Raw genomic sequence first — 25295 nt, 5'->3', positions numbered from 1 at the left:
GACGAAGCCAACGTGCACATCGCCCGGCCCGCATGTGCACCGACCCGTGCAGGTGACGGATTCCATCGTCCGGCGGATACCTGAGGCGCGGTCACGGGTGCGTGGCGCCGCCCGTGGTCACCGTCCGCTCGGCCGAGAAACCGCCCCAGGTGCCGTCCGGCAGCCTGGCCCGGATCCGCACCCGGTGGCCGACCCCGGCCTCGCGCCCCAGATAGAAGCTGTACGTCGCCCGCTCGCGCGGTGCGGTCCCGCCGAACACGAGGGAGGTGGCCGCGGTGCCGTCGAGGTGGACCTGGTACTCCGTGACCATGCCGTCCGTGCGGGGCGGGACCCAGACGAGGTCGAGGTAGTACGCCCCGTGGGCGCGCCGGGTCGTGGCGTGGAAGTCGGTGGGGGCGGTGTCCCGTCCGTCGTCACTGCCGGGAGTGGTGAGAGGGACGGTGCCACCGGCCGGGGAGAGGTTGTCGGCCGCGTCCCGCGCCCGGACGGTGAACGAGTAGCGGGTGCCCGGACGCAGCCCCGTGACCACGGTCGCCGTCTGACCGCCGCCCACGCTGTGGATCTTCGCCGGGCCTTGATAGATGTCGTACGACACCACGTCCCGGTCGTCCGTCGAGGCGGACCAGGACAGCTGGACCGCGCGGCTGCCGACTGTCCGGCCCTGGATCCGCCCCGGGCGTGTCGGGGCCCTGTGGTCCGCCGCCACGGCCGCGGGAGTCGTCGCCCGGACCTCACGGCTGTGCGGGCCGAGCCGCCCCTCGGTGTCGCGGGCCCGCACGGTGAAGGCGTACACGGTGGCGGGCCTGAGCCGGGTGACATCCATCATGTGCTGTGAACCCGGTACTTCCTCGACCTTCGTGGTGCCGCGATACACCTCGTAGACGCTGACGCCGGAGTCCGTGGACACGGCGTTCCACATGACGTGCACGCTCGTCGCACTGCCCGCGGAGGCGGTGACGCCCCCGGGCGCCGCGGGCAGCCCGCCGGTCTCGCCCTCACCTGTGCCGCTCCACGAGCAGGAGACGGTCAGGGCGAGTGCTCCGCAGAACACGGCGGCACGGCGCGGGGGAACGGGAACGCCTCGCACGTCTCTGCCTCCCCGGGAGGACACCACGGCAATGGTCCGGACCAATATGGCGCCGTTGGTGCGCTCACATCAAGAGGGCGGTCCTTGGATGTCTCTCGGGCGGGTTACGTATGCTGAAGCCCTTCGCGGCCGAACTCTCCCCGAGGACTGGGTAGTTCGTGCCGGTGGCGCGGACCGCTGTCGTCGCTGATCCCGCGCCGGTGCGGGTGGCCGGGAGGCCGGGTCTGTCGAGGCTCGGGCCCCCGGCCCCTGCCGGGAATCCGGGGACGTGCACCGTCCGGCCCCCCAACGGTGGCCTCGGGACTGAAACGGCATCAGATTTGGCTGAGTGTCCGTCGGTGTCCCCCAGGAGAGGGTCCCTTATCGTGCGTGTCCAGTCGCTGACACTGGCCGCGGCAAGCGCCGCTCTGCTCGCCCCGACGACGCTTCCCGCCGCCGAGTTCCGCGAGGCCTCGGAGGAGGCGGTGGTGCGGCAGGAGGGCGACGTGAGTGCCGCCGACCTGCTGGCCAAGGCGCGGGGCTGTACCCCCGTCTCGCGCGGCCGTTACCGCAGTGACGACGGCGCGCCGGCGAACATTCCGGTCTGCGGCACCCGGGACGCCGTCTTCTGGAAGGCCGACATGGACATCGACTGCGACGGCCGGCCCGGCCGCCGCTGCAACCGCCGTACCGACCCGCACTTCTCCGACACCACCGCCTACCAGCAGTCCGACGGCCGTTACTTGAGCGCCGAACGCCTGCCGTACATCGTTGTGCCCGGCGCGAGCCGCATCTGGAACCACCGTGACCACGGCGTCCGCGGCGGTGCGGTCGCGGCCGTCGTGTACCGCGACCGTGTGCAGTACGCGGTCGTCGGGGACGTGGGTCCCCAGCGCATCATCGGCGAGGCGTCCTACGCCACCGCCAAGGCGCTCGGCATCCGCCCCGACCCGCGCAGCGGCGGCACGCCCTCCGGCGTCACCTACATCGTCTTCAAGGACTCGCAGGTGAAGCCGATCGAGGATCATGCCGCCGCCGTCGCGACGGGGGAGCGGCTGGCGCGCCTGTTCGTGCGCGGCAGGTGAGCCCTTGAGGGGGCGTCAGACCGCCGACCAGCCGTCGTCGACCGGAAGGATCACGCCGTTGATGTTGCTCGCCGCGTCCGAGGCGAGGAACACGATGGCCGCGGCCTGCTCCTCGGGCTGGGCCACGCGGCCGACGTTGACGAAGTGCGGGCCGAGCGCCGCAGGGCCGTGCGCCTCGCGGTCGGCGTCCACGACGATGCCGGTCGCCGTGCCGCCCGGCGCGATGGCGTTCGCCCGGATGCCCTGCTTGCGGTACATCACCGCGAGGGACTTCGTCAGACCCACCACGCCGTGCTTCGAGGCCGTGTAGGCGGCACCCGCCGCACTCCCGCGCAGCCCGGCCTCGGAGGCGGTGTTCACGATCGCCCCCTTGCCCGCCGCCAGCATGTGCGGCAGCGCGGCCCGGGTGAGCAGGAAGGGAGCGGTCAGGTTGACCCGGATGACCCGCTCCCACTCCGCGTCGTCCACGTCCGCGAGCGCCGACATGCGGTCCATGATCCCGGCGTTGTTCACCAGGACGTCCACCGCGCCGAAGCGCTCGACGGCGGTCTCCACGACCTGGTTCACGACGGCCTGCTCGCTGAGGTCGCCCGTTACCGCGACCGCGGTGCCGCCCGCCTCCTCGATCTCCTTGACCACGGTCTTGGCGCCCTCGGCGTTCAGGTCCGCCACCACGACCCGGGCGCCTTCCGCGGCGAAGGCCAGGGCGGCGGCGCGCCCGATGCCCGAGCTCGCTCCGGTGACGATGACGCTGCGTCCGTCGAGTCCACTGGCCATGGCAGTTCCTATCCGTGCGTTACGAGGGCTCTGTGCCCAGTGTGGTCACACTCTACGACTTAATGTCTGTGAGTGACATAAAGTCTTGATGGAGAATCCGGGGAGAGCGATCACCGGAGCCGGAGGAACACATGACCGCAGCCAGCGGACGCACGGGACGACCGCCCCTGACCGAGGAGCGCAGGGCCGAGATACGGCTGGAGATCGCCCGGGCCGCGGTGGACCTGTTCGTCACCCAGGGGGTCGCGGCCACCACCGGCGAGCAGATCGGGCAGGCGGTCGGCGTCTCGGCACGCACCGTCTGGCGCTACTTCCCGAGCAAGGAGAGCTGCGTACGGCCGCTGTTCTCGGCGGGCATCGACGTGATCGCCGCCTGTCTGCGGGACTGGCCCTCCGGGCAGCCCCTGGAGCAGCTCTTCGACCGGACGCTGGCGTCCGAGCAGCACTTCGTCGCAGGCCCGGAACAGGCCACGGTCGGCGCGCTGGTCCGGCTCACCCGCACCGAGCCGGGCCTGCGCGCCGTCTGGCTCCAGACGTACGACGAGGCGGAGCCGGCGTTCGCCCGCGCTCTCGCCGAGCGCGCCGGACTGCCCGCCGAGGACCTGCGGCCCACCATCCAGGCGGCGATGTTCAACGCGGCCCTGCGCGCGGCGGTCGAGTACTACGCCTGGCGCACCGCCGACGCGGAGCCCGACCCCGCGAGGGCGGAGGCCGAGCTGACGGCGACCATGCGCTCGGCCCTCGCCGCCGCGGCGGACGGGCTCGCCTGAGACGAACTCTCAGGCCCTGCGGCAGGTGGGTCCGCCACACGGCGGAGGGGCTCGCCGCAGAGGTTCCTCAGACCTTCCGGTACGTGTACGCCTCCGCGGCCGCCGCCTCCACCGCCGCGAGGTCAGCCCCCGTGGCCGCCGTGACGACCGCGGCCACCGCCCCCTCGACGAAGGGGGCATCCACCAGACGCGTACGGTCCGGGAGTTCGTCGCCCTCCGCGAGCAGCGCCTTCACGGTGAGGACCGCGCTGCCCAGGTCGGTGAGGACGGCGACCCCGGCACCCCGGTCCACGGAAGCGGCCGCGGCGGCGATCAGCTCGGCGCTCGTCCCGAGCCCGCCGCCCTCGGTGCCGCCGGCCGGGGCGACGGGCACCGCCGTGCCACCGCCCGCGAGCCCCTTCGCCAACTCGGCGACCGACGCGGCGACCTCCGCGCTGTGCGACACCAGCACGATCCCGACCAGCTTCTCGTCACTCACCGGCAACCTCCGCAAGAGCGGCGACCAACAGGGACGCCGAGGTGGCCCCCGGATCCTGGTGCCCGATGCTGCGCTCGCCCAGATAACTCGCCCGGCCCTTGCGGGCCTGCAACGGCGTCGTCGCCAGGGCGCCCTCCTCGGCAGCCGCCCGTGCCGCGGCGAAGCCGGCACCGAGCGCGTCCACGGCCGGCACCAGCGCGTCGATCATGGTCTTGTCGCCCGGCGCGGCACCGCCGAGGGTCATGACCGCGTCCACACCCTCCCGCAGCGCCACGGCGAACTGCTCCTCGGTCACCTCACCCGCCTCCCCGAGGGCCTTGCCCGTACGGCGCAACAACGTCCCGTACAAGGGCCCCGACGCACCGCCGACCGTCGAGATCAGCCGCCGCCCGGCGAGCGTGAGGACCGCACCGGGCGTGTCCGGGCTCTCCTTCTCCAGGGTCGCGGCCACCGCGGTGAACCCGCGCTGCAGATTGCTGCCGTGGTCGGCGTCCCCGATGGGGGAGTCGAGGGCGGTGAGCCGCTCCGCCTCACGGTCCACGGACACGGCGGTCGCCGTCATCCAACGGCGGAAGAAGTCGGCGTCGAGCACTGGATCTCCTTGCGTGGTCGGTACGTTGATCGCCTGCCCGCGCCCGCTCACACTCCCCAGCGCAGCCCCGCCGTCTTCACCGGCGCGTTCCACAGGCGCAGCAGCTCCTCGTCGATCTGGCACAGGGTGACCGAGGCGCCGGCCATGTCGAGCGAGGTCACGTAGTTGCCGACGAGCGTGTGGGCGACGGTGACACCGCGCTCGGTGAGCACCCGCTGGACCTCGGCGTTGAAGCCGTACAGCTCGAGGAGCGGGGTCGCGCCCATGCCGTTGACCAGGAGGAGCACGGGGTTGCGGGGCGTCATGTCGTCCAGGATCGCGCCGACCGCGAAGTCGGCGATCTCCCGCGAGGTCATCATCGCCCGCCGCTCCCGGCCGGGCTCGCCGTGGATGCCGACACCCAACTCCAGCTCGCCGGGCGGCAGATCGAAGGTGGGGCTGCCCTTGGCCGGCGTGGTGCACGCGCTCAGTGCGACACCGAAGCTGCGGGAGTTCTCGTTGACCTGATGGGCGATCGACTGCACCCGCTCCAGGGGTTGGCCCTCCTCGGCCGCGGCCCCCGCGATCTTCTCCACGAACAGCGTGGCGCCCGTACCGCGCCGCCCAGCCGTGTACAGGCTGTCGGTGACCGCCACGTCGTCGTCGACCAGCACCTTCGCGACCTGGATGCCCTCGTCCTCGGCGAGTTCGGCCGCCATGTCGAAGTTGAGGACGTCGCCCGTGTAGTTCTTCACGATGAACAGCACCCCGGCCCCGCTGTCCACGGCGGCCGCCGCCCGCACCATCTGGTCCGGCACCGGGGACGTGAACACCTCGCCGGGGCAGGCCGCCGAGAGCATCCCGGGTCCCACGAAACCGCCGTGCAGCGGCTCGTGCCCCGAGCCGCCACCGGAGACCAGGGCGACCTTCCCGGCGACGGGAGCGTCCCGCCGCACGATCACGCGGTTGTCGACATCGACGGTCAGCTCGGGATGGGCGGCCGCCAGGCCACGCAGCGCGTCCGCGACGACGGTTTCGGGGACGTTGATGAGCATCTTCATAAGAGCCTCCCGGCGGTACTGGTGGATGACCTCCGCTCGGAAGTATCGACGCTGAGCGAGCGCGGGTCACGTGTGCGGACGTCAACCGGCGTGTGTGAGTCGCCCGGCGTGTTGTGCGGGCTCGCCGTACGCTTCGGCGGTTTCGCGGTGCCGGCGCTGTCCGACATCGAGAATCTGACGACTCGCCGGCGATCCGGCACCCCAACTGGACGAGACCTTCGCCAACACCGAACGACTGAGGGTGGAGCGGACCAACGCCCTCACACAACTCCCGCGTGTCAAAGCCCGGTTGAAGGGCTGAGGTGGCTCAGGCCCGAGAGCGCAGGGCGCGGGACAGGCCCAGGGCCGCGGTCCGGACCGCGGGGGCCAGTTGGGCCGGCTGGAAGCGGCCGCGCGGCACGGCCACCGACAGCGCGGCCACCGCGACCGACCCGTCGAACACGGGGGCCGCGATGCAGCTCACTCCCAGCGCGGCCTCCTGTTCCTCGTAGGCGAGACCCGACACCTGAGCCTGTTCGACCGCCGTGCGCAGACGGTCCGGATCGGTGATCGAGTGCGGCGTGAGGCTGGGCAGAGGTGCGGCCAGCACCTCTTCGGTCAGTTCCGGGCCGGAGAAGGCCAGGAGGGCCTTGCCGACGCCCGTGCAGGTCAGGGGGAGCCGACCGCCGATGCGGGACGGCAGCCGTACCGCATCGTGGCCGTGGATGCGCTCGATGTAGACCACCTCGTGCCCCTCGCGCACGCCCAGGTGCACGGTCTCGTGGGTGGCCTCGAAGAGGTCCTGCAGGAACGGCAGGGCGGTCTCCCGCAGATCGTGGCGGCGCGGCACGAGCGAGCCGAGCTCGAACAGCTTGCCGCCGAGCCGGTAGACATCGCCCTGCCGTTCCAGCCAGCCCAGCCGGACCAGGTCCCCGCACAGGCGGAAGGCCGTGGTCTTGGTCAGCCCGGAGCGCGCCGCCAGTTCCGTCAGACGGAACGCACCGCCGTCAGGGCGGAAGCAGTCCACGATGGCGGTGGCCTTGTCCAGCATGTTCCCTGCGTCGCTGTTCCGTGTCACGGAACATATTTTGCCGGATCGTCGGCCGGACGCCTATACGTGGTTCCCGCTCCCCGATTCTTTTTCCGCAGGAGGTCTTCCATGTCCGCAACGCATCACCGGTGTCCCTCGTGAGTACCCCCGTCGTCGCCAAGGTGGCGTCTCTCCTGGACGAAGCCGCTCGCACGGGCGTCCCGATCCCTCCGGTGCGCGACCTGCTCGTGGGAACCGACGGCATCGACACCGCCTACGCCGTCCAGCGGCTGCGCGTGGAGCGGGGCCTGGCCGCCGGACGCCGGCTCGTCGGCCGGAAGATCGGCCTGACCTCCCCGGCCGTCCAGCGCCAACTGGGCGTCGGCCAGCCGGACTTCGGTGCCCTGTTCGCCGACATGGCGGTGCCCGACGGCGGGCGGATCGCCGCCGGCCGACTGCTCCAGCCGAAGGTCGAGGCCGAGGTCGTACTCGTGCTGGGAGCCGATCTGCCGCACCGCGAGTGCACGGCCGCCGACCTGCTGCGCGCCACGGACTTCGCGCTGCCCGCCCTGGAGATCGTCGACAGCCGGATCGCGGACTGGGACATCAGCATCGTCGACACGGTCGCGGACAACGCCTCCTGCGGCCTCTACGTCCTCGGCGGCACCCCCGTCCCGCTGGACCGCGTCGACCTGCGCGGCGTCCGGATGACCCTGGAGCGGGGCGGCGAGACCGTCTCCGAGGGCACCGGCGCCGACTGCCTGGGCGGCCCCCTCAACGCGGCCTGCTGGCTCGCCTCCACCCTCGCCGCCCTCGGCGACCCGCTCCGGGCCGGAGACATCGTCCTCACCGGCGCGCTCGGCCCGATGGCCCCCGCGACCGCCGGTGACGCCTTCGTGGCCCGCATCGAGGGCCTGGGCACGGTCGAGGTCGGCTTCGCGGCCCCCGCCGTAGAAGCAACATCGGAAGGAACCACCGCATGAGCACCACCAAAGTCGCCGTCATCGGCTCCGGCAACATCGGCACCGACCTGATGATCAAGATCCTGCGGCTGTCCGAGTCCCTGGAGATGGCGGCGATGGTCGGCATCGACCCGGAGTCCGACGGCCTGGCCCGCGCCCGCCGCCTGAAGGTCGCCACGACCCACGAGGGCGTGGACGGGCTGCTGCGGCTCGACGAGTTCACCGACGTCCGCATCGTCTTCGACGCCACCTCCGCCGGCGCCCACCGCCGGCACGATGAAGTGCTGCGTGCGGCGGGCCGCACGGTCATCGACCTGACCCCGGCCGCCCTCGGCCCGTACGTCGTCCCCCCGGTCAACGGCGACGCGCACCTCGACGCCGACAACGTCAACATGGTCACCTGCGGTGGTCAGGCCACCATCCCGATCGTCTCCGCCGTGGGCGCCGTCACCCCCGTGCACTACGGCGAGATCGTCGCCTCGATCTCCTCGCGCTCGGCCGGACCCGGCACCCGCGCCAACATCGACGAGTTCACCGAGACCACCTCCGCGGCCATCGAGAAGGTCGGCGGCGCGACCCGCGGCAAGGCCATCATCGTCCTCAACCCGGCCGAACCCCCGCTGATCATGCGGGACACCGTGCACTGTCTGGTCGGCGACTGCGACGACGCGACCGTGGCCGCCTCGGTGGAGGAGATGGTCGCCCGGGTCCAGACCTACGTGCCCGGCTACCGCCTCAAGCAGAAGGTGCAGTTCGAGCGGGTGGCGGCCGACGATCCGCTGCGCACCCTCGCCCCGGCCGCGGGCGAAGCCGTGAAGGTGTCGGTGTTCCTCGAGGTCGAGGGCGCCGCCCACTACCTGCCCGCCTACGCCGGCAACCTCGACATCATGACCTCGGCCGCCCTGCGCACCGCCGAGCGCATGGCCGCCCACCGCTTCACGGAGGTCGCATCCCGATGAGCACGCGCCCCACGACCCACCTGTACGTCCAGGACGTGACCCTCCGGGACGGCATGCACGCCGTCCGGCACCGCTACACCGTCGAGCAGGCCCGCACCATCGCCGCCGAGCTCGACGCCTCCGGGGTCACCGCCATCGAGATCGCTCACGGCGACGGCCTGTCCGGCTCCAGCGTCACCTACGGCGTCGGCGCCCACACCGACTGGGAGTGGATCGAGGCCGTCTGTGACGCCGTCACGCACGCGGTGCCGACGACTCTGCTGCTGCCCGGTATCGGCACGCTGCACGACCTGCGCCAGGCCCACGCCCTCGGCGTCCGCTCGGTGCGCATCGCCACCCACTGCACCGAGGCCGACATCTCGGCCCAACACATCGCAGCCGCCCGCGAGTTGGGCATGGACGTCGCCGGATTCCTGATGATGTCCCACATGGCCGAACCGGCCGAACTGGCCCGCCAGGCCAAGCTCATGGAGTCCTACGGCGCCCACTGCGTCTACGTCACCGACTCCGGTGGCCGCCTCACCATGGACGGGGTCCGCGCACGCTTCCGCGCCTACCGCGACGCCCTCGACCCGCGCACCGAGACCGGCATCCACGCCCACCACAACCTCGCCCTCGGCGTCGCCAACACCGTCGTCGCGGTCGAGAGCGGCGCCACCCGCGTCGACGCCTCCCTGGCCGGCCAGGGAGCGGGCGCCGGCAACTGCCCACTGGAGGCGTTCATCGCGGTCGCCGACCTGATGGGCTGGAAGCACGGCTGCGAGCTGTTCCCGCTGATGGACGCGGCCGACGATCTCGTACGACCGCTGCAGGACCGCGAGGTGCGGGTGGACCGGGAGACCCTCACCCTCGGCTACTCCGGCGTGTACTCCAGCTTCCTGCGCCACGCCGAGGGCGCGGCGGCCCGGTACGGCCTGGACACCCGCGCGATCCTGGTCGAGGTCGGCCGCCGCAAGATGGTCGGCGGCCAGGAGGACATGATCACCGACATCGCCCTGGACCTGGCAGCGGCACGCGACGCCGTGCCGGCCTGACAGGAACGCCGGGACGGACACGGCTGACGGGGCCGTGCCCGCCCCGGTGCCGTGTCACCCCATCGGGCTGGAGCTGCGCCCCGGAACGTGTCGTACACCAACAGTCGCGCCCGACGGGCCGGATGATCACGGCATGGCCGCCGACAGTCCTTCCGACCACGCCCGCACCGCCGCCGGGGCGACCGCAGCCGCGCTGCTGCGGCGCCCCAGGCTGTGGGTGATCCCCGCCGTGCTGAGCGGTCTCCTCGCCCTGTTGCTGTCCCTGCTCTACATGGGCGGCATCGTCAACCCGAACGGTGACCTGAAGGACCTGCCCGTCGCCCTCGTCAACAGCGACACGGGCAAGCCCCTGACCGGGCAGAAGCAGAACCTCGGTACGCAGATCGCCCGGTCGATCGCCGCCGACACCTCCGGCAAGGCCGACTGGCGACAGCTCACCCGGGCCAAGGCCCAGGACGAACTCGACTCCGGCAAGATCTACGGCGCCCTGGTCATCCCCGCCGACTTCACCGCGTCCGTCGCCGCACTCACCACCGCCGACGCCACCGCACGGCCGACGATGACGGTGCTGACCAACCCGGGCATGGGCAGCTTCGGCTCCTCCCTGGCGAGCAAGCTGACCACGGCGGCCGCCCAGCAGGCATCCGGGGCCATCGGCAAGCAGCTGACGGCGGCCGATGCCCAGAGCGGCTCCACGGCCAAGCTGCTGCTCGCCGATCCCGTCCGGATCGAGACCCAGGTCGGCCACCCCATCGGCGACCACAGCGGACTGGGCCTGACCGCCTTCTACTACACCCTGCTGCTGGTCCTGGCCGGCTTCATGAGCGCCAACCTGATCGGCACCGGCGTCGACACCGCGCTCGGGTACGCCGACAACGAGATCGGCCCCTGGCACACCCGCCGTCCCACCGTGCCCATCAGCCGCACCCAGACGCTGCTCTTGAAGATGGGCATGACGGCAGGCATCACCGTCCTGACCACCACCCTGGTCATGGTCGCCACGATCGCGATCCTCGACATGGACGCCTCGCATCTACCGCTGCTGTGGGTCTACTCCTACTGCGCCGTCCTCGCCGTCGGTCTGGGCGTGCAGGCCATCAATGCCGCGTTCGGCGGGATCGGCCAGCTCATCTCGATGTTCGTGTTCATCGTCCTGGGCCTGCCGTCCTCCGGTGCCACCGTGCCGTTGCACGCCGTCCCGGGCTTCTACCGCTTCCTGTCCCACTTCGAGCCCATGCGCCAGCTCAGCGACGGTGTCCGCGCCATCCTCTACTTCGACGCGCGCGCCGACGCCGGGCTCACCCGGGCGTGGAGCATGATCGCAATCGGCGCCGCCGTAGGGCTGCTGTTCGGCTTCTTCATGACCCGCTACTACGACCGCAAGGGCCTGCACCGCATGACCCCGCAGCCCGCCTGACGCGACCTGCTCAGGCCCCCAGAGGGTTGGCCCGTGCCGCCGCCAGCAGGTACCAGGCGGTGGCACCGGTGTGCCGGTACGGGTAGTAACCGAACCCGAAACCGGTGTCGAGCGGGCTGCTCGCGGACACGACTCCGGCCCGCTCGGCAAGCGCCTTGCCCCCGATGGTCTGACCGCCGCCGAGCAGGTCCTGGGCCCGCTCGACGGAGGCGAGCAGGCGACGGGCGCGGGCCTCGTCGCGGGAGGCGTGCCGGTGGCGCAGGGCGAGGGCCAGGTGGGCCGTCCCCTCGAACCACACGCCGTTGCGGTCGGGCCTGGGCTGGCCCTCGGCGATCGGGGCGTCCTCGTTCGCCAGGAGGCTCGCGGAGCTGAAGGTGACTCCTTCGTACGACTGGCCCGCGGGGACTGTGCTGTTGGGGCGGTCCGGTGTGTCCAGGACGGCCAGTTCGGTCGCGGCCCAGTCCAACGAGCGGTTGTACGTGGGGGAGTTGAGGGCGAGGTGGGTCCAGGTCTGGGTGTCCTCGGGGATCGGGGACTTGTTGATCGTCACGCCGTCGTTGGTGCCGGTGTAGAAGAAGCCCCCGGCGGGCTCCCACATGTTCTCGACGAAGGCCTCGGCACGTGCGCGCCGCTCGAGCCACCCCCGGTCCCCGGTGAGCCGGGCCAGCTGCCCGAAGAGGCCCACCAGGTCGGTGTTGTGCTCGGTCGAGGTGAACGGCAGTTTCTCGTCGGCCCCGTTGACCCCGAACTTGTAGCCGCCGAGAGGCTCGTCCGTGCGGCCGACGCGCTCGATCCACTCGCCGATCCGCACGGCGCCGGTGAGGAAGCGACGCTCCCCGGTCCGGCGTGCGAGGGCGCTCAGCGCGATGCCGGCCCAGGCCATGTCGCCCACAGCGGTGCCGGTGAAGCCGAACTGGGAGCCGACATTGGCCGTGCCGTCCGCGCGCACGAAGCCGTCGGGCTGCGGCGAACCGTCGTAGAAGGTGTAAGGCCCGACGTTGTAGGCCTGACGCAGCCTGCCGTCGTCGTACACGGGGTCGTGGTCCTGGGCGTGGAGGAGCGCGTCACCGAGGGCCGTGGCCCGGGAGCGGCCGTTCGCCGTGCGGGAAGCGAGGTGGGCCAGGACGGCGAGGGCGTTGTCGTAGGTGAACGCGGTGCTGAACAGCCCGGCCTGGTCGGTGTAGCTCTGGGCCAGTCGGATCGTGCCGTGGTCCGGGTAGGCGTCCATGGCGGCGGCGAGGAAGGAGTACGCCCGGCGCTGGGCGAGCGGGTCGGCGCCTGCCGCCTCCGCCGCCCTGGCCGTGCCGGAGCCCGCCGCCGTGAGGGCAGCGGCACCGGCACCGAGGCCGGTCCCGATGAGCGCGCGACGGCTGAGGGCCGGGCCTTGGCTGCCGATCATGGGTCTCCTTGCAGATGCGGGGGAAGCAGGTGTCTGAGAGCGCTCTCAAGAACGCGCGCCCATTCTGCTGTTGCACCGGGTTCGGGTCAACGCCTGTGCTCCGCACATCAGTTGGACACGGCCGTGGCCCCGCTCCCGGTCAGGCGGGAACGGGGCCATGTCCAGGCGTGGTTCAGAGGGCGGCCGCGGCGGTGTGCAGGTTCTTGGCGGCCAGGGCGAGTCCCTCGGTCTGGGAGTAGGCAGCGTCCTCGTGCTCGATGTTCACGGCCATGTCCGGGTCGATCTCGGCGAGGGCGCGCAGGAACTCCGTCCAGAAGGGGACGTCGTTGCCGATGCCGACGGCGACGAACTTCCAGGCCGGGTTCTCGGGCCAGGCGTTGCACCAGAACCCGTAGCCGGTGGGGACCTTGCCGGGCGCGTCGGCGGGCACGCGGGTGAACGACGTGTCCAGCACGCCGCGGATGTCGGCGCCGGGGCAGAGCGTCGCGTCCTTGGCGGCGGCGTGGAAGACCAGCGGGCCCAGCCACTTGATGGCAGCGATGACATCCATGCCCTGCCACATCAGGTGGGACGGATCCATCTCCGCGCCGACGTTGGTCGCGCCGGTCTCGTCGACGAGCCGCTTGAGGGTGACCGGGGAGAACACCAGGTTGTGCGGGTGCATCTCGATGGCGACCCGGACGTCGTTCTCCCGGGCCAGCGCGTCGATCTCCTTCCAGAACTCGACGGCCACGCCCCACTGGTAGTCCAGGACGTCCATGTAGACGCCGTCCCACGGATTCACCACCCAGGACGGGTACTTGGCGTCCGGGTCGGAGCCCGGCGTGCCGGACATGGTCACGACGTGCCTCACCCCGAGCAGGCCGGCGAGCCGGATGGTGCGGCGCAGGTCGTCGGCGTGCTTCGGGCCGACCCCGGGGAGCGGATTGAGCGGGTTGCCGTTGCAGTTGAGGCCGGTCAGTTCCATCCCGCGGTCGGCGAAGGTCGCCAGGTACTCCTCGCGCGCGGTGGCCGAGGACAGCAGCAGGTCGACCGGGCAGTGCGGGGAGGGGATGAAGCCGCCGGTGTTGACCTCCACCGAGGTCAGACCGTTCTCCTTGAGGATGTCGAGGGCCTCGGTGAGGGGCCGGTCGTGCAGGCAGGCGGTGTAGGCGCCGAGCTTGAGGGCCATGTGGGTGCTCCTTCGATGCGTGGGGGTCAGGCGGCGGGCGGAACCGTGACGGCGGCGCCACCGCCCAGGGAGGAGGCGACCACGGCCTGGATGATCTCCATGGTCCGCAGTGCGTCGGCGAACGTGGCGCAGGCCGGCAGCGGCTCGGTGACGCCCGCGACCTGGTCGAGGAAGGCCCGGGCCTGGTAGGTGAAGTTGTCGGCGTTGCTGGCGCCCACACCCGGCGCCTCCATCGGGACCCCGCCCGCGAAGTACGGCATCTGCGGCCCGGCGATGATCTGACGGGCGCCGCGGGTACGGGCCTCGGGCTGGGCGTCGTCGAAGAGGTATTCGGCGGGCCGGTGCTGGTCGAACGCGGCCCGGCCGCCGACGCCCAGCACGTCGAAGGAGAGCCCGTTGGGCAGACCGAAGCCGGTGCGCGTCACCGAGAAGGTGCCGACGAGACCGGACTCGAAGCGAACGGTGAAGGACGCGGTGTCCTCGTTCTCGACCTCGCCCACCTCGTCGGAGACGGGCGCCGCGTTGTGGCCGACGACCGCGCCCAGCGGCAGCGGCCGCTTGGTGATCTGCGTCGACAGCGAGGCGCCGGAGACCGAGGCGATCGGCCCGGCGACATACTCGGCGGCGTCGATGACGTGCGAGCCGACGTCCCCGAGCGCGCCGGAACCGGGGCCGCCCTTGAAGCGCCAACTCAGCGGCCCGTTCGGGTCGGTGGCATAGTCGCACCAGTAGCGTCCGCTGAACAGCGTGAGGTCGCCCAGCTCGCCGCGCTGCACGTGGTCGCGGATCGCGGAGATGCCGGGGGAGCGCCGGAAGGTGTATCCGACAGCGGTCACGACATCGGCGACGCGCTCCAACTCGGCCATCGCACGGGCGTCTTCGAGCGAACCGGCCAGCGGCTTCTCGCACAGCACGTGCTTGCCCGCGGCGACCAGAGCCTCGGCGATCGGCCGATGCAGATCATTTCCCACGACGATGCTGACCGCGTCGATCGTCGGGTCCTCGGCGACGGCCTCCCAGCTCGGCAGCGCCTTCTCGTACCCGTAACGGCGGGCGGCGTCCTCGCCGAGCGCGACGTTGGCGTCGGCTATCGCGGCCAGCCGGACCGGCGGCAGACCGGCCCCGAAGACCGTGTTGACATTGCGGTACCCGGCCGCGTGGCTGCGGCCGGCCATGCCTGCGCCGATCACGGCGACGGAGATCGGCTTGCTGGACGAAGTCATGGTGGGTCCTTAAGTCCTCAAAGGGTGGTCAGTTGGAGGTGGGGAAGTTGAAGCCGGCGCTCACCTGCTGGGCTTGCTGGGGCCAGCGGGTGGTGACGACCTTGGGGCGGGTGTAGAAGCGGATGCCTTCGGGGCCGTGGATGGGGTTGTCGCCGATGAGGGAGTCCTTCCAGCCGCCGAAGGAGTAGTAGGACATCGGGACGGGCACGGGGACGTTGATGCCGATCATGCCGACGTGGATGTTGCGCTGGAATCGGCGGGCGGCTTCGCCGGAGGCGGTGAACAGGGCGGTGCCGTTGCCGTAGGGGTTGGCGTTGATGAGGTCGATGGCCTGGTCGAGGGAGTCGGCGCGGACGATTGCCAGGACCGGGCCGAAGAGCTCTTCCTTGTAGGCGTCCATGTCGGTGGTGACGTGGTCGAGGAGGGACGGCCCGGTGAAGAAGCCCTCTTCGTGGCCGTCGACCTTCAGCCCACGCCCGTCCACGACGACGGTGGCGCCCTGGGTGGCGGCGGTGCCGACCGCGTTCTCGACGCGTTCCTGGGCGGCCTTGGTGACCAGGGGACCCATTTCGGTGCCGGGGGTGTCGCCGGGGCCGACCTTGACCTCGCGGGCCTTGCGCTCCAGGATCCCGGCCAGCCGGTCGGCCGCGTCGCCGACGGCGACGGCGACGGCGACGGCCATGCAGCGTTCACCGGCGGAGCCGTAGGCGCCGGCGGTGATGTGGTTGGCGGCGAACTCCAGGTCGGCGTCGGGCAGGACGACGGCGTGGTTCTTGGCGCCGCCGAGGGCCTGGACGCGCTTGCCGTGCGAAGTGGCCGTCTCGTGGACGTACTTGGCGATCGGGGTGGAGCCGACGAAGGAGACGGCTTCGATGCCGGGGTGAGTGAGGATCGCGTCGACCGCGTCCTTGCCGCCGTGCACGACGTTGAAGACGCCGTCCGGGAGGCCGGCCTGCTTGTAGAGGTCGGCGACGAAGTTCGCGGCGGACGGGTCGCGTTCGCTGGGCTTGAGGATGAAGGTGTTGCCGGTCGCGATGGCCATGGGGTGCATCCAAAGGGGCACCATGGCGGGGAAGTTGAAGGGGGTGATGCCCGCGACGACCCCGAGGGGCTGGCGGAAGTTGTGGACGTCGATGCCGCGGGAGACCTGGTCGGAGAAGGATCCCTTGAGGACGTCGCCGAGGCCGCAGGCGAATTCGACGACCTCCCGGCCGCGGGTGATCTCGCCGCGGGCGTCGTCGACGGTCTTGCCGTGCTCGGCGGAGATGATCCGGCCGAGCTCCTCCTCGTGTTCGACGAGGAGCTGGCGGAAGGCGAACATGACCTGGGTGCGCTGGGTGAGCGAGGACTCCGACCAGGTCTCGAAGGCGCGGGCGGCGGCGGTGACAGCGGCGTCGACGTCGGCGGCGCTGCCCAGGACGACCCGGGCCTGCTCGGCGCCGGTGGCGGGGTTGAACACCGGGGCGGTGTCCGTGCCGTCGGCGGGGGAGCCGTTGATCCAGTGCTGGATGGTCTTCACGTGAGGGTGTCCTTACAGGTAGTGCCGCTGGGCGAGCTTGTGGGCGGCGTACGTCTCGTACGCGGTGCGGGTGGAGTCCAGGGCGGAGGTCTGGCTGACCGGTACGTCCCACCAGCCGTGTCCGGGCGGGTTGGGGCCGTAGAGGTCGGTCTCTACGTGGACGACGGTGGTGCGGGTCGCGGCCTTCGCCTTCTCCATCGCCGAACGGAACTCCTCGACCGTGGCGGCGTGCAGGACGTCGGCGCCGAGGGAGGAGGCGTTCGCGGCCAGGTCGACGGGGAGCACCTTGCCGTCGAGAAGTCCTGAATCGCCTTGCCGGTAGCGGTATTTGGTGCCGAAACGCTGGGAGCCGAGGGACTCGGAGAGGGCGCCGATGGAGGCGAAGCCGTGGTTCTGGACGAGGACGATGATGACCTTGAGGCCTTCGGAGACCATGGTCACGATCTCCTGGGCCATCATCAGATAGGAGCCGTCGCCGACGAGGACGACGACCTCGCGGGAGGGGTCGGCCATTTTGGCGCCGACGCCGGCGGCGACCTCGTAGCCCATGCAGGAGTAGGCGTACTCGACGTGGTAGGCCTTGGGATCCCGGGCACGCCACAGCTGTTGGAGATCGCCGGGCATGGAGCCGGCCGCGTTGATGACGACGGCGCGGTCGTCGAGGACATCGTTGAGGGCACCCAGGATCTGGGTCTGGGCGGGGAGGTCGCCCGTGTTTCGGTCGGGCGCGAAGCATTCCTCCTCGATCTCCCTTGTACGGGCGATCAGTTCGCGGGTGCGGTTGCGGTACTCCTGGTCCACTTCCCAGTCCGTGAGCGCGCCGGCGAGGGCCTGGATGCCGAGTCGGGCGTCGGCGACCAGCGGTTCGGCGGAGTGCTTGACGGCGTCCAGGCGGGCCACGTTGAGGTTGACGAAGGTGACGTCCGGGTTGGCGAAGACGGTGTGGCTGGCGGTGGTGAAGTCGGAGTAGCGGCTGCCGATACCGAGGACGACGTCGGCCTCGCGGGCGAGTTCGTTGGCCGCATGCGACCCGGTGGAGCCGATGCCGCCGACCGCGTAGGGGTGGTCCCAGGGGACGGCGCCCTTGCCGGCGTGGGTGTCGGCGACCGGGATGCCGGTGGCCTCGGCGAAGGCCCGCAGGGCGGTTTCGGCCCCGGAGTAGACGGCCCCGCCGCCCGCCACGATCAGCGGCTTGCGGGCGCCGCGCAGAAGTCGCGCTGCCCGTTCGACGGCGGCGGGCTCCGGCACCGGGCGGCCCACGTGCCAGACCCGGCGCCGGAAGAACGCGACCGGCCAGTCGTACGCCTCGGCCTGTACGTCCTGCGGCAGCGCGAGCGTGACTGCGCCGGTCTCCACCGGGTCGGTCAGTACCCGCATGGCGGCGAGCGCGGTCGGGATCAGTTGCTCGGGGCGCTGGATGCGGTCGAAGTACTTGGATACGGCGCGGAAGGTGTCGTTGACGGTGACGTCGCCGCCGCGGGTGTCTTCCAGCTGTTGGAGGACGGGGTCGGCCGCGCGGGTGGCGAACATGTCGCTGGGCAGCAGCAGCACCGGGATCCGGTTGGTGGTGGCCAGCGCCGCGCCGGTGATCATGTTGGTGGAGCCGGGGCCGGTGGACGCCGTGCAGGCGAAGGTGGCCAGCCGGTCACGCATCTTCGCGTACGCGACCGAGGCGTGCACCATGCCCTGCTCGTTGCGGGCCAGGTAGTAGGGGAGATCGGCTTCGCCGGTAGTGGCGGCCTGTAGGAGCGCCTGCCCGATGCCGGCGACGTTGCCGTGTCCGAAGATGCCCCAGACGCCGGGGATCAGCCGCTGTTCCTGGCCGTCGCGCTCGCTGTACTGGTTCGCGAGGAAGCGCACCAGTGCCTGGGCGGTGGTGAGCCTGATCGTTTCCATCACTCGTTCTCCTCGGCGCCGAACGGCAGCCGGTCATCGATGTCTTGCGTGTCCCAGGTCGTGCGGACCCAGCCGTGGGCGGGGTCGTCGCAGATCAGCCAGGCGCGGTCCTGGCCGGGTCCGGCCATGACGTTGAGGTAGTAGAGGTCGTAGCCGGGCGCGGCGATCGACGGGCCGTGCCAGCCGTGCGGGATCAGCACGGTGTCGCCGGAGCGGACCTCGGCGAGCACGTCGATGGGCCGCTCGTCGGTGCCGTAGACCCGCTGGTAGCCGAAGCCGTTCTCGCCCGCGACCTCGAAGTAGTAGATCTCCTCCAGCTCGGACTCTTCACCCGGCCGGGCCTCGTCGTGCTTGTGCGGCGGGTACGAGGACCAGTTGCCGCCCGGGGTCAGTACCTCGCACACCAGCAGCTGCTCGGCGTCGAAGGTGCCGGGCAGGCAGTAGTTGTTGACCTGCCGGGAGCAGGCCCCGGCGCCGCGCAGTTCGACGGGCACGTCTTCCTTGCGCCCGTGCCGAGCGGGAAACCCGCCCCGCTCGGCACAGGCGGAGGGCAGCGCGAACAGACCTCCCTGCGCGCTGCTGATGAGGGCCTCCGACTCGCGCGGCAAATAGGCGAAGTCGGTGACCGAGGCGAACACGCCTGTCCGGCCTTCGAGTTCGAAGGTCCTGCCGTCCGTGGTGACGGTGCAGGAGCCCGTCATCGGCAGGACCAGGAACTCGGAGTCGTGCGTGGACAGGGAGTGCGCCTCACCCGGCCCCAGGGTCAGGATCCTGAGGCCGGAGTATCCCCAGCCGGCCGACTCGGGTGTGACCACGAGTCCGTACGGGCCGTCGGCCGAAGTGCCTTTCGGCAGGTGGTACTTGCTGCTCACAGCAGGCTCACCGCCTTGTCGACCGCGCCGGCGACGTCGCCGTTCGAGGGGTAGAGCAGGGAGCGGCCGACGACCAGGCCCTGCGCGGTGGGCTGCTTGAGCGCCTTGCCCCAGGAGGCGAAGGCCGCCTCCGGGTCGGTGACCTCACCGCCCAGCAGCAGCGCCGGCAGGGTGGAGGAGGCCAGGACGCGCTCCATGTCGTCGACGACCGGGAGCTTCAGCCAGGTGTAGGCGGTGCGGCGGCCCAGCCCCGAAGCGATCGTGATGGACTTGACGACGGCGTCCGTCGACAGGTCGTTGCGGATCCTGCCGTCCTGCCAGGTGGAGAGGAACGGCTCGACCATGGCGATGAGTCGACGGTCGTTGAGCTCGTTGACGGCCCGTGCCGTCTCGGACAGGGCTGCCGGGGTTGCCGGGTCGTCGAGCGCGATACGGGTGAGCATCTTGCCGCCGTCGAAGCCCATCGCGGCGATGGCCTCGGCGTCGTACCCGGTGAACCGGTCGTCGATCTCGAAGACCGAACCCGCCAGCCCCGCCCGGTTCATGGAACCGAAGACACTCTTGCCGTCCAGGACGCCGAGCAGCAGCAGGTCCTCCAGGATGTCGGCGGTGGCCAGCACGCCCGTCACGCCGGGCCGCTCCAGGGCGACGCAGAGGCGGTCGAGCAGCTCGAAGCGGTCTGCCATGGCGTTCGGGTCGCTCCCCACGCCGTTGGCGCCACGCGCGGGATGATCCGCCGCGATGATCATCGCCTTACCGTGCTCGCCGAGCAGCGAGGTGGCCTTCACGCGGCGTGCAGCGGCCGCCGCGATGGCGCCGGGATCGCTGACCCGGGCCTGCACGATCCGGTTCACGTTGTCGGACAGCACGTCGTCACACCCTTCGTTCGGAGGAGGCATCGGTGGAGGCGAGTGATGCCTCGCGGAGCTTGGTGTCGACCTCGGCCTCGGTCGGCATCGCGTCGGAACAAGCCAGGCGGCCTGCGACGATGGCGCCGGCGGCGTTGGCGAAGGAGACCGTGCGCCGCGTGTCCCAGCCCGACAGCAGCCCGTGGCAGAGCGCGCCGCCGAAGGCGTCACCGGCGCCGAGTCCGTTGACCACATCCACCGGCACCGGCGGGATCTCGGCGACCGAGCCGTCCCGGTCCATGGCCAGGACGCCCTTCGGGCCCTGCTTCACGACCGCGAGCTCGACCCCGGCGGCGAGCAGGGCCTTCGCGGCCGCGTACGGCTCGCGCTCGCCGGTGGCGACCTCGCACTCGTCGAGGTTGCCGACCGCCACGGTGGTGTGGCGCAGACCCTCCGCGTAGTAGGCACGCGCCTGGGATGGGTCGGACCAGAACATCGGCCGCCAGTCCAGGTCGAAGACGGTCGGCCCGGCCTTGGCCCGGTGTGCCAGCGCGGCGAGGGTGGCCGAGCGGCTCGGCTCCTCGCACAGCCCGGTCCCGGTCACCCAGAGGATCCGCGCGTCCCGCACGGCTTCCAGGTCCAGCTCTCCCGGATCGATGTCCAGATCGGGGGCCTTGGGCAGTCGGTAGAAGTACAGCGGGAAGTCGTCCGGCGGGAAGATCTCGCAGAACGTCACCGGCGTCGGCGCGATGTCCGACGTACCGACGAACCCGCTGTCCACGCCGTACCCGTCCAAGGCCGTACGCACGAAGGCTCCGAACGGGTCGCGGCCGGTCTTGGTGATCACGGCGGAGGAGTGGCCGTAGCGGGCGGCGGCCACGGCCACGTTCGTCGGGCTGCCGCCCAGGTACTTGCCGAACGAGGTGACCTCCGCCAGCCCCACACCCGTCTGGAGCGGATACACGTCCACCCCCACACGGCCCATGGTCAGCACATCGAACGGCATCACACCGGTTTCCCTTCTGAGTTTAAAGCGCTTTAAAAGATGGCCGAAAAAAAGGTGGTCACCGCGAGGTCGCCAGATGGTCGGTGATCTTCTCGCGCATGAACACCGAGGACTCCTTGGCGCGTTCCTCCCACGCGAAGACGCAGGCGGTCAGCGTGCCGTCGAAGCCGTTCGCGCGCAGCTCGCGGAAGAGTTCCTCGAAGTCGACCTCGCCCTCGCCGATGTCGAGGTGCTGGTGGATCCGGGCCGTGCTGCCGGGAGGGTTGAGGATGTAGCGGTTGCCGGATGAGGCCGTGTGGTCGAACGCGTCGGCCAGGTGGACGTGGGTCAGGAGATCACCGGCGTACTTGATGATCCCTGGGGCGTCGTTGCCGATGTGGAAGGTGTGCGGCGCGCAGTAGAGGAACGAGACGCTCGGGTGGTTGATCCCCCGGATCAGGTTGACGGCGTCGTAGCCGTTCTCGATGAAGTCGTCCGGATGGGGTTCCAGGGTGAGGCGGATGCCCTCCCGCTCGAACACCGGCAGCAGCTCGTCCAGCGACTTCCAGAACTGCGCCTCACTGCGGTCGGACTGCTCAGGGCGGCCGTTCAACTCGGAGATCATGCTGTCCACGCCGAGGTCTGCCGCGATCTGTATGGAGCGCTTCCAGTACCGCACGGCTGCCTGACGGTCGTCCTCGTCGGGACCGGACCAGCGGAACAGCGGCAGCAGCGAGGAGATGCCGACACCCGCCGCGTCCAGCGCCTTGCGGAACTTCCGTACGGTGGCGTCGTCGACGCGCGGGTGACGGAAGAAGGGGATGAAGTCCTCGCGGGGGGAGAGCTCGATCCACTCGTATCCCAACTCGGCTACCACGGAGGGCAGTTCGAGCAACGGGACGTTGCGGATCATGTAGGGGTCGAGGGCGATCTTCACGAGTGCGTGCCTTCCGGTGTAGTGGCCGTGAGGTCTTCCTCTTCGGGGAGTTCTTCGACGTCCACACCGCGTACCTGGGCCAACTCGTGTTTGAGGGCCGCGAGTTCGGTGCCGCCGGCCATGTGGTTGGTGAGTTCTTCGAGGCTGACCTGGTCGCGGGCGGCACTGAGTTCCATGGTGCCCAGGCGCAGGACGCTGAAGTGGTCGCCGACCATGTAGGCGTGGTGGGGGTTGTGGGTGATGAAGATGACGCCGAGGCCGCGGTCGCGGGCGGCGGCGATGTACTTGAGGACCACGCCGGACTGTTTGACGCCGAGGGCGGCGGTGGGCTCGTCCAGGATGAGCACGCGGGCGCCGAAGAAGACGGCGCGGGCGATGGCCACGGACTGGCGCTGGCCGCCGGAGAGGGTGCCGATGGGCTGGTTCAGGTCGTCCAGGACGATGCCCATGTTGCGCAGCTCTTCGTCGGCGGTCTTCTTCATCTTCTCGATGTCGAGGCGGCGCAGGGGCCAGGGGCCCTTGGTCATCTCGGAGCCGAGGAAGAAGTTGCGCCACACCGGCATCAGCGGGACGACCGCCAGGTCCTGGTAGACGGTGGCGATGCCCTTGTCGAGGGCTTCACGCGGGGTGGTGAAGCGGACGGGGGCGTTGTCGACGAGGAACTCGCCCTCGGTGTGCTGGTGCAGTCCGGAGATGATTTTGATGAGGGTGGACTTGCCGGCGCCGTTGTCGCCCAGCACGCAGGTCACCTTGCCGGGGTGGACGGCCAGGCTCACGCCGTGCAGGGCACGGATGTTGCCGTACGCCTTGCCGGTGGCCTTCAACTCGACGACCGGCTCTCCGTCGGGCACGGTCTCGTCGGGCGTGGTCTCAATGGTGGTTGCCATGGGGGTCACCTCCGGGTCGCCGTGCGGCTGACCCACAGATTGATCAGGACGGCGCCGAGCAGCATCACGCCGAGGAACGCCTTGAACCAGTCGGGATTCCAGCCGGCGTAGACGATGCCCTGCTGCACCATGCCGAACATGAACGCGCCGAAGACCGGGCCGATCGCGGAGCCGGCGCCGCCGGTCAGCAGACAGCCGCCGATCACCGCTGCGGAGATGTAGATCAGCTCCTGGCCGACGCCCTCGCCGGACTGCACGGTGTTGAACGAGAACAGCTGGTGCATGCCGACGAACCAGGCACCGAAGCCGACCAGCATGAACAGCGAGATCTTCGTGAACGTCACCGGCACACCGACGGCCCGCGCCGAGTCCTTGTTGCCGCCGACCGCGAAGATCCAGTTGCCGTACTTGGTACGCAGCAGCACCCAGGTCGCCAGCGCGGCGAAGACCAGCCACCACACCACGGTGATCTTCACGTTGACGCCGCCGATGGTGAAGGAGGAGGCGAAGAGCTTGCTGGCCTGCTCGAAGCCGTCCATGTCGCTGATGTCGTCGGTGGCGACGTTGCCGGTGACCAGCTTGGTCACCGCCAGGTTCACGCCCTGCAGGATCAGAAAGGTGCCCAGCGTGACCAGGAAGCTCGGCAGCCCGGTCTTGACCACCAGCCAGCCGTTGAAGAAACCGACCCCCAGCGACACCAGGAGCGCGGCGACCACACCGACCCACACGTTCGCGGTCAGCTGATAGCTGAGCATGGCCGCGGTGAGCGCCGAAGTGATGACGGCGACGCCCGCCGACAGGTCGAACTCGCCGCCGATCATCAGCAGCGCCACGGGCAAAGCCATGATCCCGATGGTCGACGACTGGTACAGCACGTTCGCCATCGAACTGCCGTCCCGCACCGGCGGGGCCGAGATCAGGAAGAACACCCACACCGCGACGGCTCCGAGGAACACGCCGATCTCGGGCCGGGCCAACAGCCGCAACGCCAAGGGGCGTTCAGCGGTCCGGCCGTCGGTCTCCTTCGGGCCGGGGGCCGGCGGTGTGCTCACCGCCGGCTCGGCATGCTGGGTCATGCTCATCACCGGGTGCCCTTCGCAGCGAACTTGGCGACCGCGTCGACGTTGGACTTGTCGACGAAGGCCGGCCCGGTCAGCACCGGCTGCTCACCGCCGCCGCTGAAGTTGCCGTTGGTCTTGTAGAGCCAGAGGGAGTCGACTGCCAAGTAGCCCTGCAGATACGGCTGCTGGTCGACCGCGAACTGGATGCTGCCCTTCTCGACGGCGGAGACGAGGTCCTTGTTGAGGTCGAAGGTGGCGATCTTCGCCTTGCTGCCCGACTCGGACACGGCCTGCGCGGCGGTCAGCGCGATGGGGGCGCCGAGAGTGACCACCTCGTCGATGGACTTGTCCTGGGTGAGCTTGGCGGTGATCGTCGACTTCACGGACGGCATGTCGGTGCCGTTGACGTAGAGGATGTCCGTCTCGCCGCTGAAGGTCTTCTTCACTCCGGCGCAGCGTTCTTCGAGGTTGACGTCGCCCTGGGCCTGGATCACACAGAGGGCGTGCTTGCCGCCGGTGCTGTTGAGCTTGGTGCCGAGTGCCTGGCCGGAGACGGACTCGTCCTGGCCGAAGAACGACAGCAGGCCCTGCTCCTTCCAGACGCTCAGGCCCGCGTTGAGGCCGACGACCGGGATGCCGGCCTTCTCGGCCTTGGCGACCACGGCCTTGAGGGCGTCCGGTTTGGCGAGGGTGACCGCGATGCCGTCGACCTTCTGGTCGATGGCGTTCTGCACCAGGGCGGCCTGGTCGGCGGCGGTCTCGTCGTTGGAGTAGATGAGCTTGATGTTGTCCTTGGCGGCGGCCGCCTCGGCACCCTTGCGGATGGTGTCCCAGAAGGTGTCGCCGGAGGGCGCGTGGGTGACCATCGCGATCGTCAGGCGGGGAGTGTCGGCCTTGCCCGCGGAGACGTTGCCGGCCTCCTCCTCGGACTTCTTGCCGCCGGAGCTGCTGGAACAGCCCGCGAGGGTCAGGGCGGCCGCGGCGGCCACGGCCACGACGGGGACGATTCTGCGGGACCGAGGCAGGGATGTGCGGTTCATGACGGGTGCACCTCACTGTGCAACTGGGAGGGAAGTGGATCGGCTGGGAGGGACGTGGATCGACGGCTGCTGGGCGGGCCGACGCCTTGTGGGCGCCCGGTCGGCTGTACTCCCGAGCTGACTTCGTCGGAACATCAGGACAATTTAAAGCGCTTTAAGTCCTGGTACTATCAGCCTTGTTTCGCGAGGGTGTCAAGGGTGTTGCACGAGGAGATTTGCCGCGGGGAGGCACTGGTGGACGACGGCGGTTCCGCACGTCACGGGAACG

At 70.5% G+C, this 25295-nt stretch carries 24 protein-coding genes; 6 read left to right on the top strand and 18 right to left on the bottom strand.

Annotated elements, in window-relative coordinates; translation table 11 throughout:
• Positions 1-91 precede the first annotated feature (91 nt).
• Entirely contained in the window at positions 92-1087 is a 996-nt protein-coding gene (locus IG08_RS0121175; RefSeq protein ID WP_030604687.1) for a fibronectin type III domain-containing protein, read from the bottom strand.
• Positions 1088-1452: 365 nt separating this feature from the next.
• Here IG08_RS0121175 and IG08_RS0121170 point away from each other — a divergent pair, with 365 nt between their 5' ends.
• Complete coding sequence (locus IG08_RS0121170; RefSeq protein ID WP_030604685.1) at positions 1453-2151, top strand: glycoside hydrolase family 75 protein; 699 nt, start codon at positions 1453-1455, stop codon at positions 2149-2151.
• 15 nt (positions 2152-2166) lie between these two features.
• On the opposite strand, the gene IG08_RS0121165 is transcribed toward IG08_RS0121170, so the two are convergent.
• Positions 2167-2928, bottom strand: coding sequence for an SDR family NAD(P)-dependent oxidoreductase (locus IG08_RS0121165; protein WP_030604683.1), 762 nt, complete (start codon positions 2926-2928; stop codon positions 2167-2169).
• A gap of 131 nt (positions 2929-3059) precedes the next feature.
• Between IG08_RS0121165 and IG08_RS0121160 the strand changes: the two genes are divergently transcribed.
• On the top strand, positions 3060-3698 hold the full coding sequence (locus IG08_RS0121160) for a TetR/AcrR family transcriptional regulator (protein WP_030604680.1): 639 nt from the start codon (positions 3060-3062) through the stop codon (positions 3696-3698).
• Between the two features lie 67 nt (positions 3699-3765).
• Here IG08_RS0121160 and IG08_RS0121155 read toward each other — a convergent pair whose 3' ends face one another.
• The 4 genes from IG08_RS0121155 to IG08_RS0121140 form a co-directional block, all read right to left on the bottom strand.
• The gene (locus IG08_RS0121155; protein WP_030604677.1) at positions 3766-4176 is read right to left on the bottom strand and encodes a PTS-dependent dihydroxyacetone kinase phosphotransferase subunit DhaM; all 411 of its coding nucleotides are present in this window, start codon (positions 4174-4176) and stop codon (positions 3766-3768) included.
• On the bottom strand, positions 4169-4768 hold the full coding sequence (gene dhaL, locus IG08_RS0121150) for a dihydroxyacetone kinase subunit DhaL (RefSeq protein ID WP_030604675.1): 600 nt from the start codon (positions 4766-4768) through the stop codon (positions 4169-4171). Before dhaL ends, IG08_RS0121155 begins: the two co-directional genes overlap by 8 nt.
• Before the next feature lie 47 nt (positions 4769-4815).
• The gene (gene dhaK / locus IG08_RS0121145) at positions 4816-5808 is read right to left on the bottom strand and encodes a dihydroxyacetone kinase subunit DhaK (RefSeq protein ID WP_030604671.1); all 993 of its coding nucleotides are present in this window, start codon (positions 5806-5808) and stop codon (positions 4816-4818) included.
• Between the two features lie 307 nt (positions 5809-6115).
• Positions 6116-6838, bottom strand: coding sequence for an IclR family transcriptional regulator (locus IG08_RS0121140; protein WP_030604668.1), 723 nt, complete (start codon positions 6836-6838; stop codon positions 6116-6118).
• 137 nt (positions 6839-6975) lie between these two features.
• Here IG08_RS0121140 and IG08_RS0121135 point away from each other — a divergent pair, with 137 nt between their 5' ends.
• From IG08_RS0121135 to IG08_RS0121120, 4 genes are all read left to right on the top strand, one after another.
• Complete coding sequence (locus tag IG08_RS0121135; protein ID WP_030604666.1) at positions 6976-7800, top strand: 2-keto-4-pentenoate hydratase; 825 nt, start codon at positions 6976-6978, stop codon at positions 7798-7800.
• The gene (locus IG08_RS0121130) at positions 7797-8738 is read left to right on the top strand and encodes an acetaldehyde dehydrogenase (acetylating) (RefSeq protein WP_030604663.1); all 942 of its coding nucleotides are present in this window, start codon (positions 7797-7799) and stop codon (positions 8736-8738) included. The genes IG08_RS0121135 and IG08_RS0121130 overlap by 4 nt, the downstream gene beginning before the upstream one ends.
• Positions 8735-9772 (top strand): 4-hydroxy-2-oxovalerate aldolase, encoded by a 1038-nt coding sequence (gene dmpG, locus IG08_RS0121125; RefSeq protein WP_030604660.1) that lies wholly within the window; start codon positions 8735-8737, stop codon positions 9770-9772. The genes IG08_RS0121130 and dmpG overlap by 4 nt, the downstream gene beginning before the upstream one ends.
• A 133-nt stretch (positions 9773-9905) precedes the next feature.
• Positions 9906-11189 (top strand): YhgE/Pip domain-containing protein, encoded by a 1284-nt coding sequence (locus tag IG08_RS0121120; protein WP_030604657.1) that lies wholly within the window; start codon positions 9906-9908, stop codon positions 11187-11189.
• Positions 11190-11199: 10 nt separating this feature from the next.
• On the opposite strand, the gene IG08_RS0121115 is transcribed toward IG08_RS0121120, so the two are convergent.
• From IG08_RS0121115 to IG08_RS0121060, 12 genes are all read right to left on the bottom strand, one after another.
• Positions 11200-12588, bottom strand: a complete 1389-nt coding sequence (locus IG08_RS0121115; RefSeq protein ID WP_030604655.1) for a hypothetical protein — start codon at positions 12586-12588, stop codon at positions 11200-11202.
• A gap of 172 nt (positions 12589-12760) precedes the next feature.
• Positions 12761-13759, bottom strand: a complete 999-nt coding sequence (locus IG08_RS0121110) for a sugar phosphate isomerase/epimerase family protein (protein WP_030604652.1) — start codon at positions 13757-13759, stop codon at positions 12761-12763.
• 26 nt (positions 13760-13785) lie between these two features.
• Positions 13786-14982, bottom strand: a complete 1197-nt coding sequence (locus IG08_RS0121105; protein ID WP_030604650.1) for a Gfo/Idh/MocA family protein — start codon at positions 14980-14982, stop codon at positions 13786-13788.
• A 28-nt stretch (positions 14983-15010) separates the two neighbouring features.
• Positions 15011-16501: a CoA-acylating methylmalonate-semialdehyde dehydrogenase gene (locus IG08_RS0121100; protein WP_030604648.1), complete on the bottom strand. Its 1491-nt coding sequence runs from the start codon at positions 16499-16501 to the stop codon at positions 15011-15013.
• 12 nt (positions 16502-16513) lie between these two features.
• Positions 16514-18397 (bottom strand): 3D-(3,5/4)-trihydroxycyclohexane-1,2-dione acylhydrolase (decyclizing), encoded by a 1884-nt coding sequence (gene iolD, locus IG08_RS0121095; RefSeq protein ID WP_030604646.1) that lies wholly within the window; start codon positions 18395-18397, stop codon positions 16514-16516.
• A complete protein-coding gene (iolB, locus tag IG08_RS0121090) occupies positions 18397-19269 on the bottom strand; it encodes a 5-deoxy-glucuronate isomerase (RefSeq protein WP_030604643.1) in 873 nt (290 codons plus the stop codon). Before iolB ends, iolD begins: the two co-directional genes overlap by 1 nt.
• Complete coding sequence (locus IG08_RS0121085; RefSeq protein ID WP_043454826.1) at positions 19266-20138, bottom strand: Cgl0159 family (beta/alpha)8-fold protein; 873 nt, start codon at positions 20136-20138, stop codon at positions 19266-19268. Before IG08_RS0121085 ends, iolB begins: the two co-directional genes overlap by 4 nt.
• 4 nt (positions 20139-20142) lie before the next feature.
• On the bottom strand, positions 20143-21123 hold the full coding sequence (gene iolC, locus IG08_RS0121080) for a 5-dehydro-2-deoxygluconokinase (RefSeq protein WP_030604636.1): 981 nt from the start codon (positions 21121-21123) through the stop codon (positions 20143-20145).
• Positions 21124-21181: 58 nt separating this feature from the next.
• Entirely contained in the window at positions 21182-22039 is an 858-nt protein-coding gene (locus tag IG08_RS0121075) for a sugar phosphate isomerase/epimerase family protein (RefSeq protein ID WP_030604633.1), read from the bottom strand.
• Complete coding sequence (locus tag IG08_RS0121070) at positions 22036-22926, bottom strand: ATP-binding cassette domain-containing protein (RefSeq protein ID WP_043454845.1); 891 nt, start codon at positions 22924-22926, stop codon at positions 22036-22038. The genes IG08_RS0121075 and IG08_RS0121070 overlap by 4 nt, the downstream gene beginning before the upstream one ends.
• Before the next feature lie 5 nt (positions 22927-22931).
• The gene (locus tag IG08_RS0121065; RefSeq protein WP_030604628.1) at positions 22932-24008 is read right to left on the bottom strand and encodes an ABC transporter permease; all 1077 of its coding nucleotides are present in this window, start codon (positions 24006-24008) and stop codon (positions 22932-22934) included.
• Positions 24008-25027: a sugar ABC transporter substrate-binding protein gene (locus IG08_RS0121060; protein WP_030604625.1), complete on the bottom strand. Its 1020-nt coding sequence runs from the start codon at positions 25025-25027 to the stop codon at positions 24008-24010. The genes IG08_RS0121065 and IG08_RS0121060 overlap by 1 nt, the downstream gene beginning before the upstream one ends.
• Positions 25028-25295: the final 268 nt, after the last annotated feature.

It is taken from the genome of Streptomyces fulvoviolaceus (assembly GCF_000718165.1).
GTDB classification, from domain to species: domain Bacteria; phylum Actinomycetota; class Actinomycetes; order Streptomycetales; family Streptomycetaceae; genus Streptomyces; species Streptomyces fulvoviolaceus.
The sequence above is the reverse complement of the archived record's forward strand: the minus strand, read 5'-3'. Positions and strand labels throughout refer to the sequence as shown.

Coding starts and splice junctions, on each gene's coding strand:
- IG08_RS0121120 (WP_030604657.1), top strand. CDS start 9,906: ATGGCCGCCGACAGTCCTTCCGACCACGCCCGCACCGCCGCCGGGGCG.
- IG08_RS0121130 (WP_030604663.1), top strand. CDS start 7,797: ATGAGCACCACCAAAGTCGCCGTCATCGGCTCCGGCAACATCGGCACC.
- IG08_RS0121160 (WP_030604680.1), top strand. CDS start 3,060: ATGACCGCAGCCAGCGGACGCACGGGACGACCGCCCCTGACCGAGGAG.
- IG08_RS0121140 (WP_030604668.1), bottom strand. CDS start 6,838: ATGCTGGACAAGGCCACCGCCATCGTGGACTGCTTCCGCCCTGACGGC.
- IG08_RS0121105 (WP_030604650.1), bottom strand. CDS start 14,982: ATGACTTCGTCCAGCAAGCCGATCTCCGTCGCCGTGATCGGCGCAGGC.
- IG08_RS0121070 (WP_043454845.1), bottom strand. CDS start 22,926: ATGGCAACCACCATTGAGACCACGCCCGACGAGACCGTGCCCGACGGA.
- dmpG (WP_030604660.1), top strand. CDS start 8,735: ATGAGCACGCGCCCCACGACCCACCTGTACGTCCAGGACGTGACCCTC.
- dhaK (WP_030604671.1), bottom strand. CDS start 5,808: ATGAAGATGCTCATCAACGTCCCCGAAACCGTCGTCGCGGACGCGCTG.
- iolD (WP_030604646.1), bottom strand. CDS start 18,397: ATGGAAACGATCAGGCTCACCACCGCCCAGGCACTGGTGCGCTTCCTC.
- IG08_RS0121115 (WP_030604655.1), bottom strand. CDS start 12,588: ATGATCGGCAGCCAAGGCCCGGCCCTCAGCCGTCGCGCGCTCATCGGG.
- iolC (WP_030604636.1), bottom strand. CDS start 21,123: ATGCCGTTCGATGTGCTGACCATGGGCCGTGTGGGGGTGGACGTGTAT.
- IG08_RS0121065 (WP_030604628.1), bottom strand. CDS start 24,008: ATGAGCATGACCCAGCATGCCGAGCCGGCGGTGAGCACACCGCCGGCC.
- IG08_RS0121060 (WP_030604625.1), bottom strand. CDS start 25,027: ATGAACCGCACATCCCTGCCTCGGTCCCGCAGAATCGTCCCCGTCGTG.
- IG08_RS0121110 (WP_030604652.1), bottom strand. CDS start 13,759: ATGGCCCTCAAGCTCGGCGCCTACACCGCCTGCCTGCACGACCGGCCC.
- IG08_RS0121165 (WP_030604683.1), bottom strand. CDS start 2,928: ATGGCCAGTGGACTCGACGGACGCAGCGTCATCGTCACCGGAGCGAGC.